Source organism: Tahibacter amnicola (assembly GCF_025398735.1).
GTDB lineage: Bacteria > Pseudomonadota > Gammaproteobacteria > Xanthomonadales > Rhodanobacteraceae > Tahibacter > Tahibacter amnicola.
Genome location: NZ_CP104694.1, coordinates 662,286 through 680,392 on the forward strand (window position 1 = coordinate 662,286; position 18,107 = coordinate 680,392).

Consider the following 18,107-nt stretch of genomic DNA (forward strand, 5'->3'; position numbering starts at 1 on the left):
CAAACGGTCAGGGCGATTCCGGCGCCAGCGGCAGCTGGGGTTGCTGCAGTTCGATCCGCCCTTCGCCGCTGATGATCTTCTTGAACTCGACGCGGCTGACCGAGACATACCGGTCGTTTCCGCCGATTTCCACCTGTGGGCCCTGCGTCACGGCGCGCCCGTGTTCGTCGACGCGCACGACCATCGTGGCCTTGCGGCCGGTGTGGCAGATGGTCTTGATCTCGGTGAACGAATCGGCCCACGCCAGCAGGTACTGGCTGCCCTCGAACAGCTCGCCGCGGAAGTCGGTGCGCAGGCCGTAGGCCAGCACCGGCACGTTCAGGGCGTCGACGATCTCCGTCAGCTGCCAGACCTGGGCCTTGGACAGGAACTGGGATTCATCGACCAGCACGCAGTGCAGCGGCCCGTTGCGGGCGATGTCGTCGCGGCACAGCGCAAGCAGGTCGTCGTCCCGCTCGAAGATGCGGCCGTAGGCCTTCAGCCCGATGCGCGAGGCCACCACGCCCACGCCGAAGCGGTCATCCAGGCGCGGTGTGAAGATCAGGGTCCGCATCCCGCGCTCGTGGTAGTTGTGCGCGCTTTGCAGCAGGGTCGTGGTCTTGCCGGCGTTCATCGCCGAATAATAGAAATAGAGCTTGGCCATCGGACGCGGATCGGGCTTCGGGGCTGGGGTCAAGGACTGGGGTCGGGGGGCGCAACCCGGTACATTACCGTCTTTCTGGTCCAAGCTCGCATTTCCGGTCGTGGCGGCCCTCCGCTCCCGGGCGAGCCCTTGTAGTGACGGTCCCCGTATGCTCAATCCTGCTCAACGCGCCGCGGTCGACTACTGCGACGGCCCTCTTCTCGTCCTTGCCGGCGCGGGCTCGGGCAAAACCCGCGTCATCACGGAAAAAATCGCCCACCTGGTTGGCAAGCGCAACCTGTCGGCCAAGAAGATCGCGGCGATCACCTTCACCAACAAGGCCGCGCGCGAAATGCGCGAGCGTGTGTCGAAACTGCTGTCCAGCGAGGCGGCATCCGATCTGACCGTCTGCACCTTCCACGCGCTGGGCCTGAAATTCCTGCAGATCGAGCACGAAAAGCTCGGCTTGAAAAGAGGCTTTTCCATCCTCGACGCCGACGACGGCGAAGCCATCGTCAAGGACCTCCTGCCCAAGGCGCTCAAGTCAGACCAGCTGTTCGCCCTGCGCAACCTTGTCTCGATGGCCAAGAACAACGGGTTGACGCCCGAGCAGGCCGCGGCGGCGGCGCGCAGTCCGCGCGAGCTGGAAGCCGCCGAGCTGTACGCGGGCTACCAGAAGCGCCTGAACGCCTTCAACGCGGTCGACTTTGACGATCTTATCCGCCTGCCACTGGCCCTGCTCGATTCGGACGAGGTGACGCGCAACGCCTGGCAGGAGCGCCTGCGTTACCTGCTGGTCGACGAATACCAGGACACCAACGCCGCCCAGTACCGGCTGCTGCGCAACCTGGCCGGGCCGCGCGGCGCGTTCACCGCGGTGGGCGACGATGACCAGTCGATCTACGCCTGGCGCGGCGCCAACCCGGAAAACCTCGACGACCTGGCGCGCGATTACCCCTCGCTCAAGGTGGTCAAGCTCGAACAGAACTATCGCTGCGCCAAGCGCATCCTGCGCGCCGCCAACAAGCTGATCGCCAACAACCCGCACAAGCATCTGAAGACGTTGTGGAGTGATCACGTCGACGGCCCGCCGATCCGCGTCATGGAGTGCAAGGATTCCGAGCACGAGGCCGAGCGCGTGGCCTCGGACCTGGCCCACATCGCCGAAAAAGCCAAGGCGAAGTGGGACGAATTCGCCATCCTCTACCGCGGCAACCACCAGTCGCGCGCCCTGGAAAAAGCACTGCGTCTGGCGCGCGTGCCCTATCACATCAGTGGCGGCACCGCGTTTCTGGATCGCCACGAGGTGAAGGACATCCTGGCCTACCTGCGCCTGATCGCCAATCCGGATGACGACTCGGCCTTCCTGCGGATTTCCAATGTTCCAAAACGCGACATCGGCTCCACCACGCTTGAGCGGCTGGGCGAGATTGCACAGACACGCCATGCTTCACTGCTACAGGCGGCGCAAAGCGATGCCGTGCTCAAGCAGCTGGCGGCGCGTTCGGCCTCGTCGCTGGCGAGTTTCGCCGATCTGATCCGTGACCTGACCCAGCTCTCGCGCAGCATGAGCGCGGCCGACCTGGTCGAGGAACTGATCCGCCGCACCCGCTACGCCGAGCACCTCACCGCCGAGATCAAGGACCAGGCCGCGCGCCAGCGACGGCTGGATAACCTGGCCGAGCTGGCGGGCTGGTTCCGTGCCATGCAGAAAGGGCCTTCCACCGCCGGCGATCTGGCCGCGCAGCTGGCGCTGATGACGCATTCGGACCGCGACGATCCCGGCAACGCCGTGCGCCTGATGACCTTGCACGGCTCCAAGGGCCTGGAGTTCCGCTTCGTGTACCTGGTGGGCGTGGAAGATGGCCAGCTGCCGCACGAAGGCAGCATCGAGGAAGGCCGGCTCGACGAGGAACGGCGCCTGATGTACGTGGGCATCACGCGCGCAAAGGAACGCCTGTGCATTTCCTATTCCGCGCGCTCGCGTCGTTTTGGCGAAGTGCTGAAGAACGAACCGAGCCGTTTCCTGACCGAAATTCCCGCGGACGACCTGCACTGGGACGGCCGTGATGCCGAGCAGGACGAGGTGGCAAAGAAGGAAGTCGCCGCTTCGCATCTGGCGCGCCTGGCCAGCCTGCTCGCGGACTGAGGCGACGCCTGTGCGCCGCGCCGATGCGCGCCACACGATGTCTCACGGATGTGAACTGAGGACGACGGGGAACCGATGAAGTCCATTTCGACGATCGTGGCAGCGGTTGCAGGGGTCTTCGCGCCCGTGGCGCTGGCCCTGGAGCCATTGGCCGACGTGCCCCTGGCCAGCCACGATTTCGGGCTGGCCATGATCGAGGTCCAGTTCGACAACGACGTGCGCATGACCTGCGCCCTGGACTCGGGTGCGGAGCGGTTCGGGGTGCTGCCGTTGTCGGTGGTGCGGCGCGCCGGCGTGGAAGCGGATTCGCGCGTGATCGAATTCATCAACGGCTCGAAACGGACGTTGAAAACCGCCATTGCGAGCATGCGGCTGAGCGACGCCACCTCGCAGCGTGGCCGCTTCAATGTCATGGATCTCAGGTTGTTGATGCCGGACGGGCAAACGCGCGAAAGCTGCCTGGTCGGCATCGACTATCTGCGTGCCTACACCGTGGATATCGACGGGATCGCGGGCCGGTTCCGCCTGTGGCCGAAGGGCACGCGCATCGACACGATCCTGGGGCCCGGGCGCAACGTGGTGATGGCGAGCTGGAACGACCTGCCGCGGGTGGGCGTCGTCGTGGACGGGCAAAACGTCAACGCGGCCATCGACACGGGCTCGTACAACTCGCATATCAACAAGCCGCTGGGAAAACGGCTGAACGTCCGCGAGGGCGATCCGCGTCTGGGCCCGCTGCGTGCCAGGGATGGGACGAAGTACGACGGCTTCACCCTGCCGATGCTGACCGTTGCCAGTTTCATGCTCGGTGACGCCGATCTGGCGGGCGAATCGTTCAGCTACGGCGACAAGCTGCGGGTGTCCAACACCTGGTCGAGCAAGCCCGCGGTGTGGCTGGGGTGGCGATCCCTGCGTGCGCACCGCACCCTGTTCGATTTTGCGAACGACGAAATGCGTGTCGTTCCGGCGCCCGCCCGCAGCCGGTAAACTGGGCGTCTTGCGCGCCGAGATGGCGCCCCCGGATGCAGAGCGCCGCCATGAGCTATTCACCGAAATCCATTGACCCGCGCGACCGTCTGATCTTCGCCCTCGACGTTCCCACCCGCAGCGAAGCCCTGGAGTGGGTGGACCGCCTCGGCGACGCCGTGACGTTCTACAAGATCGGCATGGAGCTGCTGACCAGCGGCGAGTACTTCCAGGTGCTTGCCGACCTCGCCGAGCGGGGCAAGAAGATCTTCGTGGATCTGAAATTCTTCGACGTGCCGGCAACGGTCGCATCGGCAGTGAAGGGGCTCACGCGCTATCCGGTCACCTTCTGCACCATCCATGGCAACGACGGCATGATGCGTGCGGCGGCGGCAGTGAAAGGGGACATCCGCATCCTCGCGGTGACCGCCCTGACCAGCCTCGACCAGCACGACCTGGATGACCTGGGCTTCCGCTGCGAGCCCGAACAACTGGTGCTGTCGCGGGCGAAAGCCGCGCTGGCGGCCGGCTGCGACGGCGTGGTGTCCTCGGGGCTGGAAGTGGCCGCGCTGCGGCGTGACGTCGACCACGCGCTGATCACCGTATGCCCGGGAATCCGTCCGGTGGGCAATGTGGACGACCAGAAACGCACGATGGATGTAGCCGAAGCCTTCGCCGCCGGCGCCGACTACATCGTCGTTGGCCGGCCGATCCGCCAGTCCGCCGATCCGCGCGCGGCAGCCCTGGCAATGCAGGACGCGATCGCCGCGGCAGTCGCGCGGCGCTGATCCGCTGCGACGCGCTACTTTGCTATCCCGGGTGGGTGCGGGCGGCGCGAAGTAATGCGGTTTCTATGTCTGCTCGCCTTGTTGTGTTCGTCGTCATTTACACCAGCAAATACACCGACTTACGTCGAATATATTCAGGTATTGCGTTAAGTGCGTTCACGTCGTAGCATCGCTCCCAGCTGTGACGAGCCTGCGCAACGCCGATAACAACACGCGCAAAACAATCACAAACCGCTTCCCCCTCCGGCACTGCCGGATTTGACCCGGGCGTTTGACCGACGCACCGGGTTTTTTCTTGCCCGTTGCCATCGCGCGTCCAGACGCGGCACAAGCGGTTTTGCTGGCATGCGCGAGAGTATTTCGGCTACAGTCGCCCGGCAGTTTTTTACACCTCCTGGGGAATTCACCATGTCCATGAAATTTGCTCGTGCCGCACTCGTGGCGGCACTCGGCCTGGCCATCATCGGCTGTGGCAAGGAAGATGCGGCGGGCACCTCGCCGACGGCAGCGGTTGTTGCGCCGGCGACGCCCGATGGCGTCATCGTTGCGGCGGCCAAGAACCTCAAGGCAGGCAACATCGATGCGCTGATCCAGAGCGCGTTGCCGCCGGAAGAGTACGCCAAGGTCAAGGCCGACTGGGCCAAGGAAATGAACGAAACGCCGGCCTCTGACGAAGAGAAGGCGAAGTTCGCCGAGAACATGACCAAGCTCACGGCGTCCGACGCCGAAGACAAGCTCTGGGCTGAACTCGAACCCAAGCTCAAGGAAATGGACGCCCAGATGGCGCAGCAGATGCCCATGATGGTCGCGATGGGCAAGGGCGTGATCCAGAGCTCGATCCAGCAGAACCAGGATCTGAACGACGCGCAGAAGCAGCAGGCGTCGCAGTTCGTCGATGCGCTGGGCAACTGGGTGCAGTCGGCCAAGTTCACGGATCCGGAACTGGCGAAGAAGTCGATCAAGATCGTGTGCGACACCGCGCGCAAGATCAACCTCAAGACGCTCGACGAAGCCCGGGCGCTCAGCTACGAGCAGGCGATGCAGAAGATCGGCGTCGGCTTCCTCGGTCTGAAGGACGTGCTCGCCCTTTACGGTTTCTCGATCGACAAGACACTCGATTCCATCAAGGCGGAAACGGTGTCGTCGGATGCCGCCACCGCGAAGGTCAAGGTGTCCTACACCGTGTTCGACACCGCGCTCACCGCCGAGAGCGACCTGGTGAAGGTGGGTGATCGCTGGTACGGCAAGGAAATGATGGACAGCCTCAAGAAGCACAAGGAAGGCGCAGCGGCACCGGCGGCTCCGGCCGAAGGTGAAACGGCCCCGGCGCCGGCCAGCAACGGCTGATCGTCGCGGTTCCCGGCTTTAACGGGAACCTAACCGAATAAACGCCGCCTTCGGGCGGCGTTTGCTTTTGCGCCGGTTACAATGTTCGGATGGAAGCCATCACGAACACCGGTAACACCCCTGAAGCCGCGCGCGTCCCCTGGCGACTGCGCCTGTTTGGACGTCTGCTTGAATCCTGGGTCCGCATCAAGCGCGATCCGGTCGATCCGAATCGTTTGCTGCTGCCGGGCGTGCCGGTCATCTATGTCCTGGAACGCTACGGGCTCTCCGATGCGTTGATTCTCGAACAGGCGTGCCGCGAGGCGGGCCTGCCTTCCGCGCTGGTGCCGCCCGCTGCGGTGAGCACGCGGCGCAAGCGCAGCTATTTCGTCACTTCCCTGCGCAACAGCCTGTTCTGGAATCGCGCGCGGAGAAGGCCGCCAACGGAAACGCTATCGGAACTGGTGCAGGCACTGGAAGCACAGCCGGAACTGGATATACAGCTCGTGCCGGTGTCCATCTTCGTCGGACGTGCGCCCACACGGCAGTCGGGCTGGTTCAGCGTGCTGTTCTCGGAAAACTGGGTGGTCGTCGGTCGCTTCCGACGCCTGCTGGCCCTGCTGCTCAATGGCCGCGATACGCACGTGCAGTTCTCCCAGCCGGTTTCGCTGCGGCAAGTCATCACGGAAGAGCAGAACCAGCGCAGCGAACGCACGGTGCGCAAGATCGCGCGCGTGCTGCGCGCCCACTTCCGCCGCATCCGCACGGCCATCATCGGGCCCGACCTGTCGCATCGCCGCACCATGGTCGATGCCGTCCTCAACGCCGAGCAGGTGCGTGACGCGATGGCCGCCACCGCCGCCAAGGAAGCCCTGACGCGCCAGCAGGTGTGGAAACGTGCACATGATTACGCATTGGAAATTGCTGCGGACTATTCGCATACCGTCGTCCGTTCGCTCTCGTTCCTGCTGACCAGTTTCTGGAACAAGCTGTACGACGGCGTCACCATGCGCCACTTCGACACGCTGCGCGCCGTGGCGCCCGGCCACGAAGTGGTGTATGTGCCCTGCCATCGCAGTCACATCGATTACCTGCTCCTGAGCTGGCTGCTCTACACCAACGGCATCGTGCCGCCGCACATTGCCGCCGGCGTCAATCTGAACCTGCCGCTGATCGGGCCACTGCTGCGTCGTGGCGGTGCGTTCTTCCTGCGCCGCAGCTTCAAGGCGAACGCGCTCTATTCGGCGGTGTTCAACGAGTACGTCGCGCAGCTCTTCGCGCAGGGCGTGTCGATGGAATACTTCATCGAGGGCGGTCGCTCGCGCACCGGCCGGTTGCTCCAGCCCAAGGCCGGCATGCTCAACATGACCATCCGCGCCTTCCTGCGCGAATCGCGCCGCCCGGTGGTGTTCCAGCCGGTGTACATCGGCTATGAAAAGCTGATGGAGGGCAAGAGCTACATCGGCGAACTGTCGGGCCAGCCCAAGGAAAAGGAAAGCCTCCTGGGGTTGTTGCGTTCCGTGAAGGTGTTGCGCCAGCACTACGGGCGCGTTTCGGTGAATTTCGGCGAGCCGGTGTTCCTGACAGAGCTGCTCGACCGCGAAGCGCCAGACTGGCGCCAGAGCGGACAGCAGGAGAAGCCCGAGTGGCTGGCGCGTGCCGTGGATCATCTGTCCGAGCGCATCCAGATCAACATCAACCGCGCGGCGGACGTCAACCCGATCAATCTCCTGGCCGTGGCGTTGCTGGCAACGCCCAAGCATGCGATGGCCGAATCGGACTTGCTGACACAACTGGAATTGTATCAATCGCTGCTCGCCGAGCTGCCCTATGGCGACCGTGTCACCCTGACCGAGAAAACACCCAAGCAGGTCATCGCCTACGGCGAGCAGATGGAATGGATCCGTCGTATCCGGCATCCGCTGGGCGACGTGCTCTCGTCCGACGGCAAGCAGGGCGTACTGCTCTCGTATTTCCGCAACAACGTGCTGCACCTGTTTGCCGCGTCGGCCTGGATCGCCTGCTGCCTGATCAACAACCGTCGCATGGCGCGCGCCTCGGTAGTGCGGCTGGCGCGGATGGTGTACCCGTTCATCCAGGCGGAACTGTTCCTGCCGTGGAACGAAGAAGGGTTTGTCGAGCGCATCCAGGCCACGATCGACTTCTTCATCCGCCGCGGCGTGCTCGGCGAGGACGCGGACGGCCGCGTGCTGAACCGGGGGCCCGGCCAGGGTGACGCCGCGTTCCAGCTTCGCACGCTGGCGCACAGCCTGCTTCAGGCCTTCGAGCGCTACTACATCACCATCGCCGTGCTGGTGAAGAATGGACGCGGCGCGCTGTCGGCCGGCGAACTGGAAAACCTCTGCACGCTCACGGCGCAGCGCCTGACCCTGCTGCACGAGCTCAACGCCCCCGAATTCTTCGACAAGTCCCTCTTCAAGGGCTTCATCGCCCAGTTGCGCGAGCGGCGCGTCATCTGGACAGACGACGCCGGCAAGCTGGATTTCGCCGACGCCCTGACGGACGTGGCCCGGGACGCCAAGGTCATCTTGAGCCGGGAAATCCGGCACGGCATCTTGAAGCTGGCGCCGCACCCGCGGGCGACTGCCGTTGCGGAGTCGGCTGCGGCGTGATCTGACTGGCCGCGGTGCGCCGTGGCCTTCTGTAGGTTGGCGCTGAGCGAAGCCAAGCCCGCCATTGCCGGGCGCGCTTTGGCGTGTCGGGGTGTCGAACAGCCAGAGCGTTTTGTCTGCCCTGCGACCAGTCGACCTGCTTTTCTTTACTTGTATAAAGAAGAGCAAGAATAGGAAAGTACACCCTGGGCTGGTCGGTTTTCGGCCATCCATGGCCGAGAACTGCGCAATCCCGTTCCTCGCGCACATCCCTGTGCGCGCCCGCCTGCGGCGGCTGGCCCTCCACGGGATTGCCGACCCGCATGGGGCCCCGGCAAGAGCGGCGTGCGAGCGGACGCAACGGCGACGGCAACAAAGCTGAGCGAGCCGACTAGGAAATCGCCGGCTCCCCCCGTTCTGGCCGTATTGGCAAGCGCACGGTGAATGTCGCGCCGTTCAGGGGGGTGCTTTCCACGTCAATCGTCCCCCCGTGGGACTTGACGATGTTGTAGGAGACCGACAGACCCAGCCCCGTGCCCTGGCCGACGGGGCGGGTGGTGAAGAAGGGTTCGAAGACGCGGTTGAGGTGTTCGGGTTCGATGCCGAAGCCGGTGTCGGTGATGGAAAACCAGATCTGGTCGCCCTCACGCCCCGTGCGGATGGTGATGCGGCCGCGTCCTTCCAGCGCCTGGGTCGCGTTGACGAGGATATTGAGCAGAACCTGCTTGATCTGGAAGGCCACGCACTCGATTTCCGGGAGCGTGCCGTATTCGCGGATGACTTCGGCCTTCTCGTTGAGGCGGTGGGACAGGACATTGAGCGTGCTCTCGATCGCGGCATGTATGTCGATCTTCTGCCACTCGGCCTCGTTGACCATCGAGTAGTCCTTGAGGTCCTTGACGATCTTCTCCACGCGCGACACGCCGTCGAGCGTTTCGGGCATCAGCGTGGTGAGGTCCTTGCGGATGTAGGGCAGGCTCTCCTTTTCTTCCAGTTCGTTGATGCGCTCCACCTCCGGGTGGCCGGCGCCCAGCACCTGCTTGAGCCGTTCGTAGGCGCGCAGGATGCCGAAGATGGACTGCAGGTAGCGCTGCAGGACACCCAGGTTGGCGCTGACGAACGCCATGGGGTTGTTGATTTCGTGCGCGATGCCGGCGGCGAGTTGGCCGACCGAGGCCATCTTCTCCGACTGGAGCAACTGGGTCTGCGTGCTTTCCAGTCGCTGGTTGAGGGCCTGGAGCTCGCGGTAAGCGGCGTCGCGCTGCAGCTGGCTGACATAGGCCGTCGAGTGGTGACGGATGCGCGCCACCAGCTCGATGCGGTCCGGCAACTTCACCAGGTAATCGTGGGCGCCACCGGCGAACGCTTCGCTCTTGACGGAGGCTTCTTCCTTGCTCGACAACACGATGACGGGGATGTCACGCGTGCCTGCATTGGCGCGGTAGTCGCGTAGCAGCGCCATGCCGTCAGCGCCGGGCATGACCAGGTCCTGCAGGATGACCGTGGCGCCGACTTTCTCGGCGGTGGCGACGGCCTCGGTGGCGTTGGCGCTGTAGTGGTAACGGATGTCGGCCTCCGGCAGCAGCATCCGGCGAATGGCTTCGCCGATCATGGGCTGGTCGTCGACCAGGAACACGGTGATGGGAAACTCCGCCACCGGCCGTTCGCCCGGGGTGGCCGTCTCGTCAGCTGTCATTGCGCTCCTCCTGGCGGATACCGGACGTACTGACGTTTGCCGTTCCGGTCCGTCGGTCCGGTGCAGACGCTGCTACGCCGATAGTAGTGATGCAAGTCGTGCGTCCTCCCGCTAGTTCGACGCCCGTGATTTACGCGTGGCCAGCACCTCTGCGATGCGGGCGGCAATGGACGGCAGCGGCAGGATCTCCACGGCCGCGTCCATCGCGGCGGCGGCCTTGGGCATGCCGTACACGGCACTGGTTGCACGATCCTGGGCGATGGTATGGAAGCCTTTGCTGCGCAGTGCCTTCAAACCCGCGGCGCCATCGTTGCCCATGCCGGTGAGGAGCACCCCCAGCCCTTCGCTGTTCCAGTGACGAACCATGCTGTGGAAAAACACGTCGACCGATGGCCGGTAGGCGTGGTCGACGGGATCGGCGGTGTAGCCCAGGCTGCCGTCGGACTTGAGCACGAGATGATCCGCCGATGCGGCCAGCAGCACGTGGCCCGCCGACGGCACATCGCCTTCGAGTGCGGCACGCACCGGCAGAGCCGACTTTTCGCTCAGCCATTCGGCCATGCTGGCGGCAAAGCGCTCGTCGACATGCTGCACGATGATGACGGCAGCGGAAAAGTCGCGCGGCAATCCGGAGAGCAAGGTCGACAGTGCGGTCGGTCCGCCGGCGGAGGCGCCGATGGCGACCAGCCGGTCCGCCGGTCGCTGCGTGCCACGGCGGGCAGGTGTGGCGGGTTTTGCGGCACCGCTGGCGATGAGTTTCTCGATTGCGTCGATCTTGGCCAGCAGTGGCGCCGTGGCGGATACGGAGTCCTTGCCGTTCATCACCGGTGTGTCGACGGCATCGATGGCGCCGTGGCCCATGGCCTCGAACACCCGCCAGGCATTCGCACCGACGCTCACCGTCACGATCAATACGGCGCAGGGTAGCTGCTGGACGATGCGCCGCGTGGCCTCGACGCCGTCCATGCCTGGCATGATCAGGTCCATCAGCACCAGGTCGGGGGTGTCCCGCGTACAGAACTCGACCGCTTCCAGCCCATCCCGCGCGATCCACGCGATCTTGTGGTGCGGCCGCAGGGACAAGGCACTGCGCAGGGCTTCGATCGCCAGGGGCAGGTCGTTGACGATGCCGATTCTCATGTCGCGGCCTCCCCGATCAGGTCAACCACGGCCTGCAGCAGTGTTTCATCGTGGAAACTACCCTTTGTCAAATAGTAGTCGGCGCCGGCATCCAGGCCGCGCTGGCGATCCTCAGGCCGATCCTTGTAGGAAACGATCATGACCGGCAATGCTTTCAGTACGGGATCCTTCTTGATCAGAGACACCAGCTCGATGCCGTTCATGCGCGGCATGTCGACATCTGTCACGACCAGGTCGAAGCTCCCGGTGCGCACCGCGTTCCAGCCGTCCACGCCGTCCACGGCCACTTCGACTTCGTAACCGCTGTTGCCCAGCAGCTTGCGTTCCAGCTCGCGAACCGTGAGCGAGTCGTCGACCACCAGCACGCGCTTGACCTTCACGCCCGCCACGCCGCCACCGTCACGTTCGACCTTGCTCAGCCGTCCGCCGCTGATGAGCTTGTCGATCGAGCGGATCATGTCTTCCATGTCGACGATCAGCGTTGGCGAGCCGTCTTCCATCAGGGCGCCGGCGGTGATGTCCTTGACCTTGCCCAGGCGCGCATCCAGCGGCTGCACGACCAGTTCGCGTTCGCCCAGGAAGCGGTCGACCACCAGCCCGAACGTGTGGTTGTGATCGCCCACGACGATGACGGGCAGTTCGTCGCCGACCACGCGCAGTTCGCCCCCTTCCAGTACCTGGCGCGCACTGACCAGGCCGATGTGCTGGTTCTCGAAGGCGAAATGCTCCCGGCCCTCCAGCAGTTCAATGCGGGTCTTGTCCAGCTTGAGCGTGCGATTGATGTAGGCCAGCGGGAAGGCATAGGGCTCGCCGCCGATCTCCGCCAGCAGCGTGCGGACGACGGAGAGGGTCAGCGGCAGCTGCAGGGTGAATCGCGCACCCTTGCCGGGCGTGGAGCTGATCCGCACAGTGCCGCGCACCTGGCGGATCATGTCCTGCACGACATCCAGGCCCACGCCCCGCCCGGATATGTCGGTGACGGTGTCCTTCATGGTGAAGCCCGGCAGGAAGAGGAATTCCAGCAACTCCGTTTCGGAGAGCTTCTCGGCTACTTCCGTTGTCGTGAGCTTGCGGTCGACGATACGCTGGCGCAGCCGTTCCACATCGACGCCGGCCCCGTCATCGGCTACCACGATCTGCAGCGTGCCACCGCTGTGGTGGGCTTCCAGCTGGATCAGGCCCTCGGCCGGCTTGCCCGCGGCGGCGCGCTTCTCGGCGGACTCGATGCCGTGGTCGACGGCGTTGCGCAGCAGGTGGCCCAGCGGGGCGTCGAGCTTCTCCAGCATGTCGCGGTCGACCTGCGTGCCCAGGCCGACAATTTCCAGCCGCACCGGCTTGCCCAGCGTGCGGCCGACGTCCCGCACCATGCGCGGAAAACCGTGCGTGCCGTCGGCGAAGGGGCGCATGCGACTGGCGAGGGCTTCCACGTACAGGCGGTGCGCCAGGTTCGCCGAGCGCGAGTCGAACAGCTCCAGTTCCACCAGGCGCTGCGACATCAGCTGCTGGATCTCCAGCGTGCGATGCTGCAGGTCGCTGAGCGCGCTCTGGATGCGGTCGGACATGGTCTGGGGCATGAGGGCATCGCGGATTTCGTCGATGCGCTGCGCCGTGCCGTAGTGCAGGCGCTTGAGGCGCAACAGGGAGGCCGCGAACGGCTTGAGCCAGCGCGATTCGACCAGTGATTCGCCCGCGAGCCCCAGCAGGCGGTTGAGATTCTCCGCCGTGACGCGAAGGACGCGGTCACCGGACTCCAGCGGCAGCGGGGCGCGCTCGGCGGGCGCCGCCGGTGCCGGCGCGGTGGCGGCGCCTGCGGCGACGGCCACCGCGGGTGCCGTCACGGTCCGGGCTGTCTCGGGTTCGTCGCCGGCTTCGATGGCGACCGTGAGTGCTGCCTGGAAGTCTTCGATCTCGGCGCGCTTTTCCTTCTCCCATTGGCCGACTTCCGCCTCGGGCGTGCCGGCAATACGGGTGAGGAGATCCACCCCGCGCAGCAGGACGTCGATCTGCCGCTGGCGCAGCGTGAGTTCGCCGCGTTGCGCGGCGACGAAGCAGTCTTCCATGACGTGGGCAACGCCAACCCCGACCGTCAATCCGACGATGCGCGCGGCGCCCTTGAGCGAATGGGACGCGCGCATGCATGCCTCGAGCTGTTCGGCCGAGGTCGGATCGCGTTCCAGCGCCAGCAGGCCGGTGGTCAGGACCTGCGTCTGGTTCTCCGCCTCGATGCGGAACAGATCGAGCATCGAAAACTGGCTTAGGTCATGGTCGCTGATGCCAGGCTCCTGTCGATGGTGTAGAAGAGCAGCTGTTCGTCGAGCACGCCGACGGTCTTCTGATTCCAGTCGAGCACGCCCTTGGTGTAGGTGGCTGTCGCGCGCGCGACCGTCGCCGGCACGTCGTTGAGCTCCTGCGTATGGAAGCGCTGGATGCCGTGCACCTCGTCTACCGGGAACACCGCCGTCCCGGCGTCGTGCTGCACCACCAGCAGCCGTTCCTGCTGGGCAGCGTGACGTTCGCGTTTTCCCTGCGGCGCGGCCTCGATGTGCAGCAGCTGCTGCAGTGAAATGCAGACCTGCAATCCGCCGCGGATATTGACCAGGCCCAGTACGATGCCGTTGCGCCGGTGCGGAATCGAATGCACCGCGCGAACGCTGGCGATCTCCCGGAACACGTGCGTGGACAATGCCAGCCACTCGCGCCCCACCCGGAACAACACGACGGACAAGGTCTGCAGTTCATCCAGCACCTTGGGCCTGGCCACGTGCTCGGTCCAGTGCTGGCTGTAGTCGGAAGGCATCGCGATATCCAGCAGCATGGCAGCCGCTGACGCATAGCGCGGACAGTTCCGGCAGTGGATGTGGGCGACGAGCTCGGGACACGACATGTCGCCGCGCACGCCGATGCGATTCCAGCAGTCATCGATGGCGCCGCGCGCGGTGATCATGCGCGACCCCGCGATACGGCGCCGGTGGCGCGCTGGGCGCGTTCGCGCAGCAGGCGCGCACCCTTGGCGTCACCCTGTTTCTCCAGCAGATAGGCCAGGTGCACGAGCACCTCCTGGTGGGAGGGGTCCAGGTAGAGCGCCTTCCGATAGTACTGGATCGCCTCGGGCAAGTTGCCGGTGGCTTCGCGCACCAGGCCCAGCAGCTGGAAGGCCCGCGCGCTCGGCCCCTGTTTGCGCAGGACCTCGTTGCACAGCTTGGCGGCCTCGACCAAATGTCCCTGGTCTGCCAGGCGTTCGGCCTGCTCGATGTCGCCTTCCGGCGGCGCCGCGACGGGTTCGGGCTTGCGCGGTGCCGGTGCACCCACGGCGACTGGCGCCGCGGGCCGCTTCGGCGGCGGCGCCGTGCGTGGCGTCGCAACGCGCGGCGCGGGCTTCTCGCGGGGAGCGGCGACCTTGGGCGGCGTCGCCAGGCCGCGGCGGAATCCGAAGGCGAGCGGAAACTTGATCGAAACGTATCCGTGGCTCATCACGAGCCCGGTTTCCGACGGTGCGACGAAGAGCAATCCCTTCTCGGCCATCAGCCGATCCAGCACGGACATGGCGCGATCCTGCGTGGCCCGGTCAAAGTATATAAGTACATTGCGGCAGAATACGACGGTGTACATTCCGGAGCCGGGCAGGAAGTCGTCGGCGAAGAGATTGCCCTGGCGCAGGGTGACCTGCGCGCGCACGTCGTCGCGCACGCGATACCCGCCCGGTACGGCGTCAAAGTGGCGATCGCGAAACTCCAGCTCCGCACCGCGGAAGGAGTTCTGCCCGTAGATGCCGCGGCGCGCCAATGCCAGCGCGCGTTCGCTGATGTCCACGGCGTCGATCTTGAAGCGGTCGGCCGCGAACCCGTTGTCGAGCAGGGCCATGGCCATCGAATACGGTTCTTCGCCGGTGGAGCACGGAAGGCTGAGCAGGCGCAGCGATGCACCGGAGAGGTGGGCAAGATCCTGCTGCAACAGGCTGACCATGGCGTTGAATGCTTCACGGTCGCGGAAGAACCAGGTTTCGGGGACGACCACCGCTTCGATCAGCTCCTGCAACTCGACGGCCGAGCGGCAGAGGATGTTCCAGTACTGGTCCAGGTCCGCGGCGCCCAGGTCGCGCATGCGGTTCCGGACCGCACGATCGATCGAGGACGATCCGATCGAGGCCGCGTCCAGGCCCATGGCGAGCTTGAGCCGGTTCTCGATGTCTGCGCGGCTCATGAGGCGGGCGCCGCCGTTGAATCCAGGCATGCCAGCATGGCCGGCGTGAGGAGCTTGTCGATCTCCACGCGCTGCACGATGCGGCCCTGGGTGACGCGTACCGGACCCAGGTACGCCGTGTCGGGATCGGCAAATCCGCTGCTGACGAACTCGGCGGCATCGCAGCGCAAGGTCTCGGTGGCCTGTTCGGCGACCAGGGCAAGGAGCGATCCGTCGGCACCGCCACGGCGCGCCATGATCAGCCGCGTGCTCAGGCGCGGGGCAGATGCGCGACCCAGGGCGAGCTGGCTCAGGTCGACCACCGGCACCGCGGCGCCGCGATAGTTGAGCAGGCCCGCAAGGCCCGCGGGCGCCTGCGGTACCTGCTTGAGCTGGACCAGCGGCAGCACTTCCACGATCTGCGTGGCATCGAGTGCGTAGCGGTCATTGCCGAGCTGGAAGAGCAGGAACAGCATACCGGTCGCGCCTCTGCGCCGAGCGACGTGAGTGTCATTTCTCCAGTTTGAACCGGGCGACGCCGCCGCGCAGGCTGCTTGCCGCCTGGTTGAGATCGTCGACCGCCTGGCTGGAGGTGCGCAGTGTCTCGACGGTCTGCTGCGCCGCCTCGCTCAACTGGGTCAGGGCCTGGGTGATCTGCTCGGCGCCGTTCGCCTGCGCCTGCATGCCTTCGTTCACCGATTCGAACCGCGGCGCCAGAGCCTGCACGTCGTTGATGATCTGCGACAGCTGCGTGCTGACCTGTTGCACGTCGCTGATGCCCCGGCGGACTTCCTCGGAGAACATGTCCATGCCCATCACGCCCGCGGCGACCGCGGACTGGATTTCCTTGACCATCTGTTCGATATCGAAGGTCGCGACGGCCGTCTGGTCGGCCAGGCGGCGGATCTCGGTGGCGACGACGGAAAAGCCGCGGCCGTATTCGCCGGCCTTTTCCGCTTCGATCGCGGCATTGAGCGACAGCAGGTTGGTCTGGTCTGCCACCTTGGTGATGGTGGTGACGACCTGGTTGATGTTGCCTGCCTTCTCGTTGAGAACGGCGAGCTTGGCGTTGATCGAGCCGGCCGCATCCATCACGCGACGCATGGTTTCTTCCATGTGACTGAGCGCCACCTGGCCGCCGCCGGCAAGGCTTGCTGTCTGGTCGGCGACGCCTGCGACTTCGGTCATCGTCTTCACCAGTTCGCGCGACGTGGCGGAAATTTCCTTGGAGGTGACGCTGACCTCGGTCGTCGTCGCCGCGATTTCGGCGGCAGTGGCCTGCTGTTCCTTCGACGCGGCGGCGATCTGGTTGACTGCCGAGTTCACATGGATTCCGGAGCGGTGCACTTCGCCGACCAGCGTCTTCAGGCCGCTGACCATGTTCTCCAGCGCATTGCCCATGTCGTCGTGCGTCGACTGCGTGGTCACGGTGCCGGTGAGGTTGCCGTCGGCGATGTCTTCCACCAGCAAGACCTTCTCGCGCAGCGAGGTGACCATGAGGTCAAAGGCCTTGGTCAGCTCGCCGATTTCATCCTTGCGCCGGTCGACGTCGGCCAGGGCGGTAAGGTCGCCCGTGGCGATCTTGGTCGCCGTGCCGACGACCTGCCGCAGTGCCTGCACGATGTCGCGCATCATGTAGGCGGCAACCAGCGTCGCGACGAGGAATGCGAGTATGGCCCAGGCCAGGGTTGCGTAAATCTCGCTCTGGAACTTTGCAATGCGGATATCGATGAGGTTGCGCAGGGACTGCTGCGCCTGATGGGTCAGCTCGCGCAGGGCCCGCAGGCTCGACTGCACTACCGCGTAGCGGTCCGCGGCACTGCGCCCATCCTTGAGGCCACGCGCCACTGCGGCAGTGGCGACGATCTCTTCGGTCGCGGCACGTTTGAGTATTGCTCCGACACCCTCCAGCTGCGGCTTGAGCGTGGCGTTGGCTTCAAACGCCTTGGCGAGCGAGAGGTCCAGGTTGCCCTGCAGGTATTCCATCAGCGTGGCCAGCCGGCCCAGGCGGTCGACCTGGTCGGCCGACAGCGGCTTATCGCCGGCGGTGGCGATGATCTCGGATGCATTGGCGATGACGTTGGAGAGCTCCGGACCCTGGAAGATCAGGATGTTCATCAGGTAATAGCTGTCCAGGTCCGGGTCGAGCGTCAGGTTGGAGGCATCGCCCGCGGCGGTGATCTGGGCAACGATGTCACCGAAGAGCTTGCCGTGTGCCTCGAGCAGCTCGGCACTGCCCAGCGACGGCGTCTGCTGCACCAGCTCGCGGACGGAGGCGGCGATACGCTGCCATTTGCCGGTCAGGTGCAGGTTCGCATCGAGCGCGTGGTCGACCTTCTCCATGCGCTGGAGCGTCGCATTGATCTCGGTGGCCTTGGCGAACAGGCGGTCCCTGCTGCCGGCGTCACCGCTGGTGGCCACCAGCGCCAGACCCAGGTGCTGCTGCAGGTCGTTCAGGAGTGGAAACAGGACCTGGTAGTAATCAAGGCCGCGGACCTCCTGGCGCGCAAACTCGATGCCGAGCTTGTCGACGGACGCCAGCATCCGGTAAGTCACCAGGGCGAAGGGGATCAGGAAGACAAACCCGATCAAAAGCAATTTCTGCCAGACCGTCAAATTCTTCATTTGC

13 protein-coding genes are annotated in these 18,107 nt (G+C 65.2%); 5 read left to right on the forward strand and 8 right to left on the reverse strand.

Annotated elements, in window-relative coordinates; all coding sequences use genetic code 11:
- Positions 1-7 precede the first annotated feature (7 nt).
- Positions 8-643 (reverse strand): thymidine kinase, encoded by a 636-nt coding sequence (locus N4264_RS02740; RefSeq protein WP_261697564.1) that lies wholly within the window; start codon positions 641-643, stop codon positions 8-10.
- Between the two features lie 148 nt (positions 644-791).
- Here N4264_RS02740 and N4264_RS02745 point away from each other — a divergent pair, with 148 nt between their 5' ends.
- The 5 genes from N4264_RS02745 (at position 792) to plsB (ending at position 8,484) form a co-directional block, all read left to right on the forward strand.
- A complete protein-coding gene (locus N4264_RS02745; protein WP_261695546.1) occupies positions 792-2,771 on the forward strand; it encodes a UvrD-helicase domain-containing protein in 1,980 nt (659 codons plus the stop codon).
- Positions 2,772-2,846: 75 nt separating this feature from the next.
- Positions 2,847-3,758, forward strand: a complete 912-nt coding sequence (locus tag N4264_RS02750; protein ID WP_261695547.1) for a hypothetical protein — start codon at positions 2,847-2,849, stop codon at positions 3,756-3,758.
- A gap of 50 nt (positions 3,759-3,808) precedes the next feature.
- Positions 3,809-4,525 carry an orotidine-5'-phosphate decarboxylase gene (pyrF, locus tag N4264_RS02755; protein WP_261695548.1) on the forward strand — a complete coding sequence of 239 codons (717 nt, stop codon included), beginning with the start codon at positions 3,809-3,811 and terminating at the stop codon, positions 4,523-4,525.
- A 408-nt stretch (positions 4,526-4,933) separates the two neighbouring features.
- Positions 4,934-5,872, forward strand: a complete 939-nt coding sequence (locus tag N4264_RS02760; protein ID WP_261695549.1) for a hypothetical protein — start codon at positions 4,934-4,936, stop codon at positions 5,870-5,872.
- 89 nt (positions 5,873-5,961) lie between these two features.
- Positions 5,962-8,484 (forward strand): glycerol-3-phosphate 1-O-acyltransferase PlsB, encoded by a 2,523-nt coding sequence (gene plsB, locus N4264_RS02765; protein WP_261695550.1) that lies wholly within the window; start codon positions 5,962-5,964, stop codon positions 8,482-8,484.
- 370 nt (positions 8,485-8,854) lie between these two features.
- Here the strand turns inward: plsB and N4264_RS25645 are convergent, their stop codons facing one another.
- The 7 genes from N4264_RS25645 to N4264_RS25650 form a co-directional block, all read right to left on the reverse strand.
- Positions 8,855-10,159 carry an ATP-binding protein gene (locus tag N4264_RS25645; protein WP_282563029.1) on the reverse strand — a complete coding sequence of 435 codons (1,305 nt, stop codon included), beginning with the start codon at positions 10,157-10,159 and terminating at the stop codon, positions 8,855-8,857.
- 111 nt (positions 10,160-10,270) lie between these two features.
- Positions 10,271-11,299, reverse strand: a complete 1,029-nt coding sequence (gene cheB, locus N4264_RS02780) for a chemotaxis response regulator protein-glutamate methylesterase (protein WP_261695551.1) — start codon at positions 11,297-11,299, stop codon at positions 10,271-10,273.
- Positions 11,296-13,542 (reverse strand): hybrid sensor histidine kinase/response regulator, encoded by a 2,247-nt coding sequence (locus N4264_RS02785; RefSeq protein WP_261695552.1) that lies wholly within the window; start codon positions 13,540-13,542, stop codon positions 11,296-11,298. Before N4264_RS02785 ends, cheB begins: the two co-directional genes overlap by 4 nt.
- A gap of 11 nt (positions 13,543-13,553) precedes the next feature.
- Positions 13,554-14,243: a chemotaxis protein CheW gene (locus N4264_RS02790; RefSeq protein ID WP_261695553.1), complete on the reverse strand. Its 690-nt coding sequence runs from the start codon at positions 14,241-14,243 to the stop codon at positions 13,554-13,556.
- Positions 14,240-15,499 (reverse strand): CheR family methyltransferase, encoded by a 1,260-nt coding sequence (locus N4264_RS02795; RefSeq protein ID WP_261695554.1) that lies wholly within the window; start codon positions 15,497-15,499, stop codon positions 14,240-14,242. Before N4264_RS02795 ends, N4264_RS02790 begins: the two co-directional genes overlap by 4 nt.
- Positions 15,496-15,954, reverse strand: coding sequence for a chemotaxis protein CheW (locus N4264_RS02800; protein ID WP_261695555.1), 459 nt, complete (start codon positions 15,952-15,954; stop codon positions 15,496-15,498). Before N4264_RS02800 ends, N4264_RS02795 begins: the two co-directional genes overlap by 4 nt.
- A gap of 34 nt (positions 15,955-15,988) precedes the next feature.
- Positions 15,989-18,103: a methyl-accepting chemotaxis protein gene (locus N4264_RS25650; protein WP_282563030.1), complete on the reverse strand. Its 2,115-nt coding sequence runs from the start codon at positions 18,101-18,103 to the stop codon at positions 15,989-15,991.
- Positions 18,104-18,107: the final 4 nt, after the last annotated feature.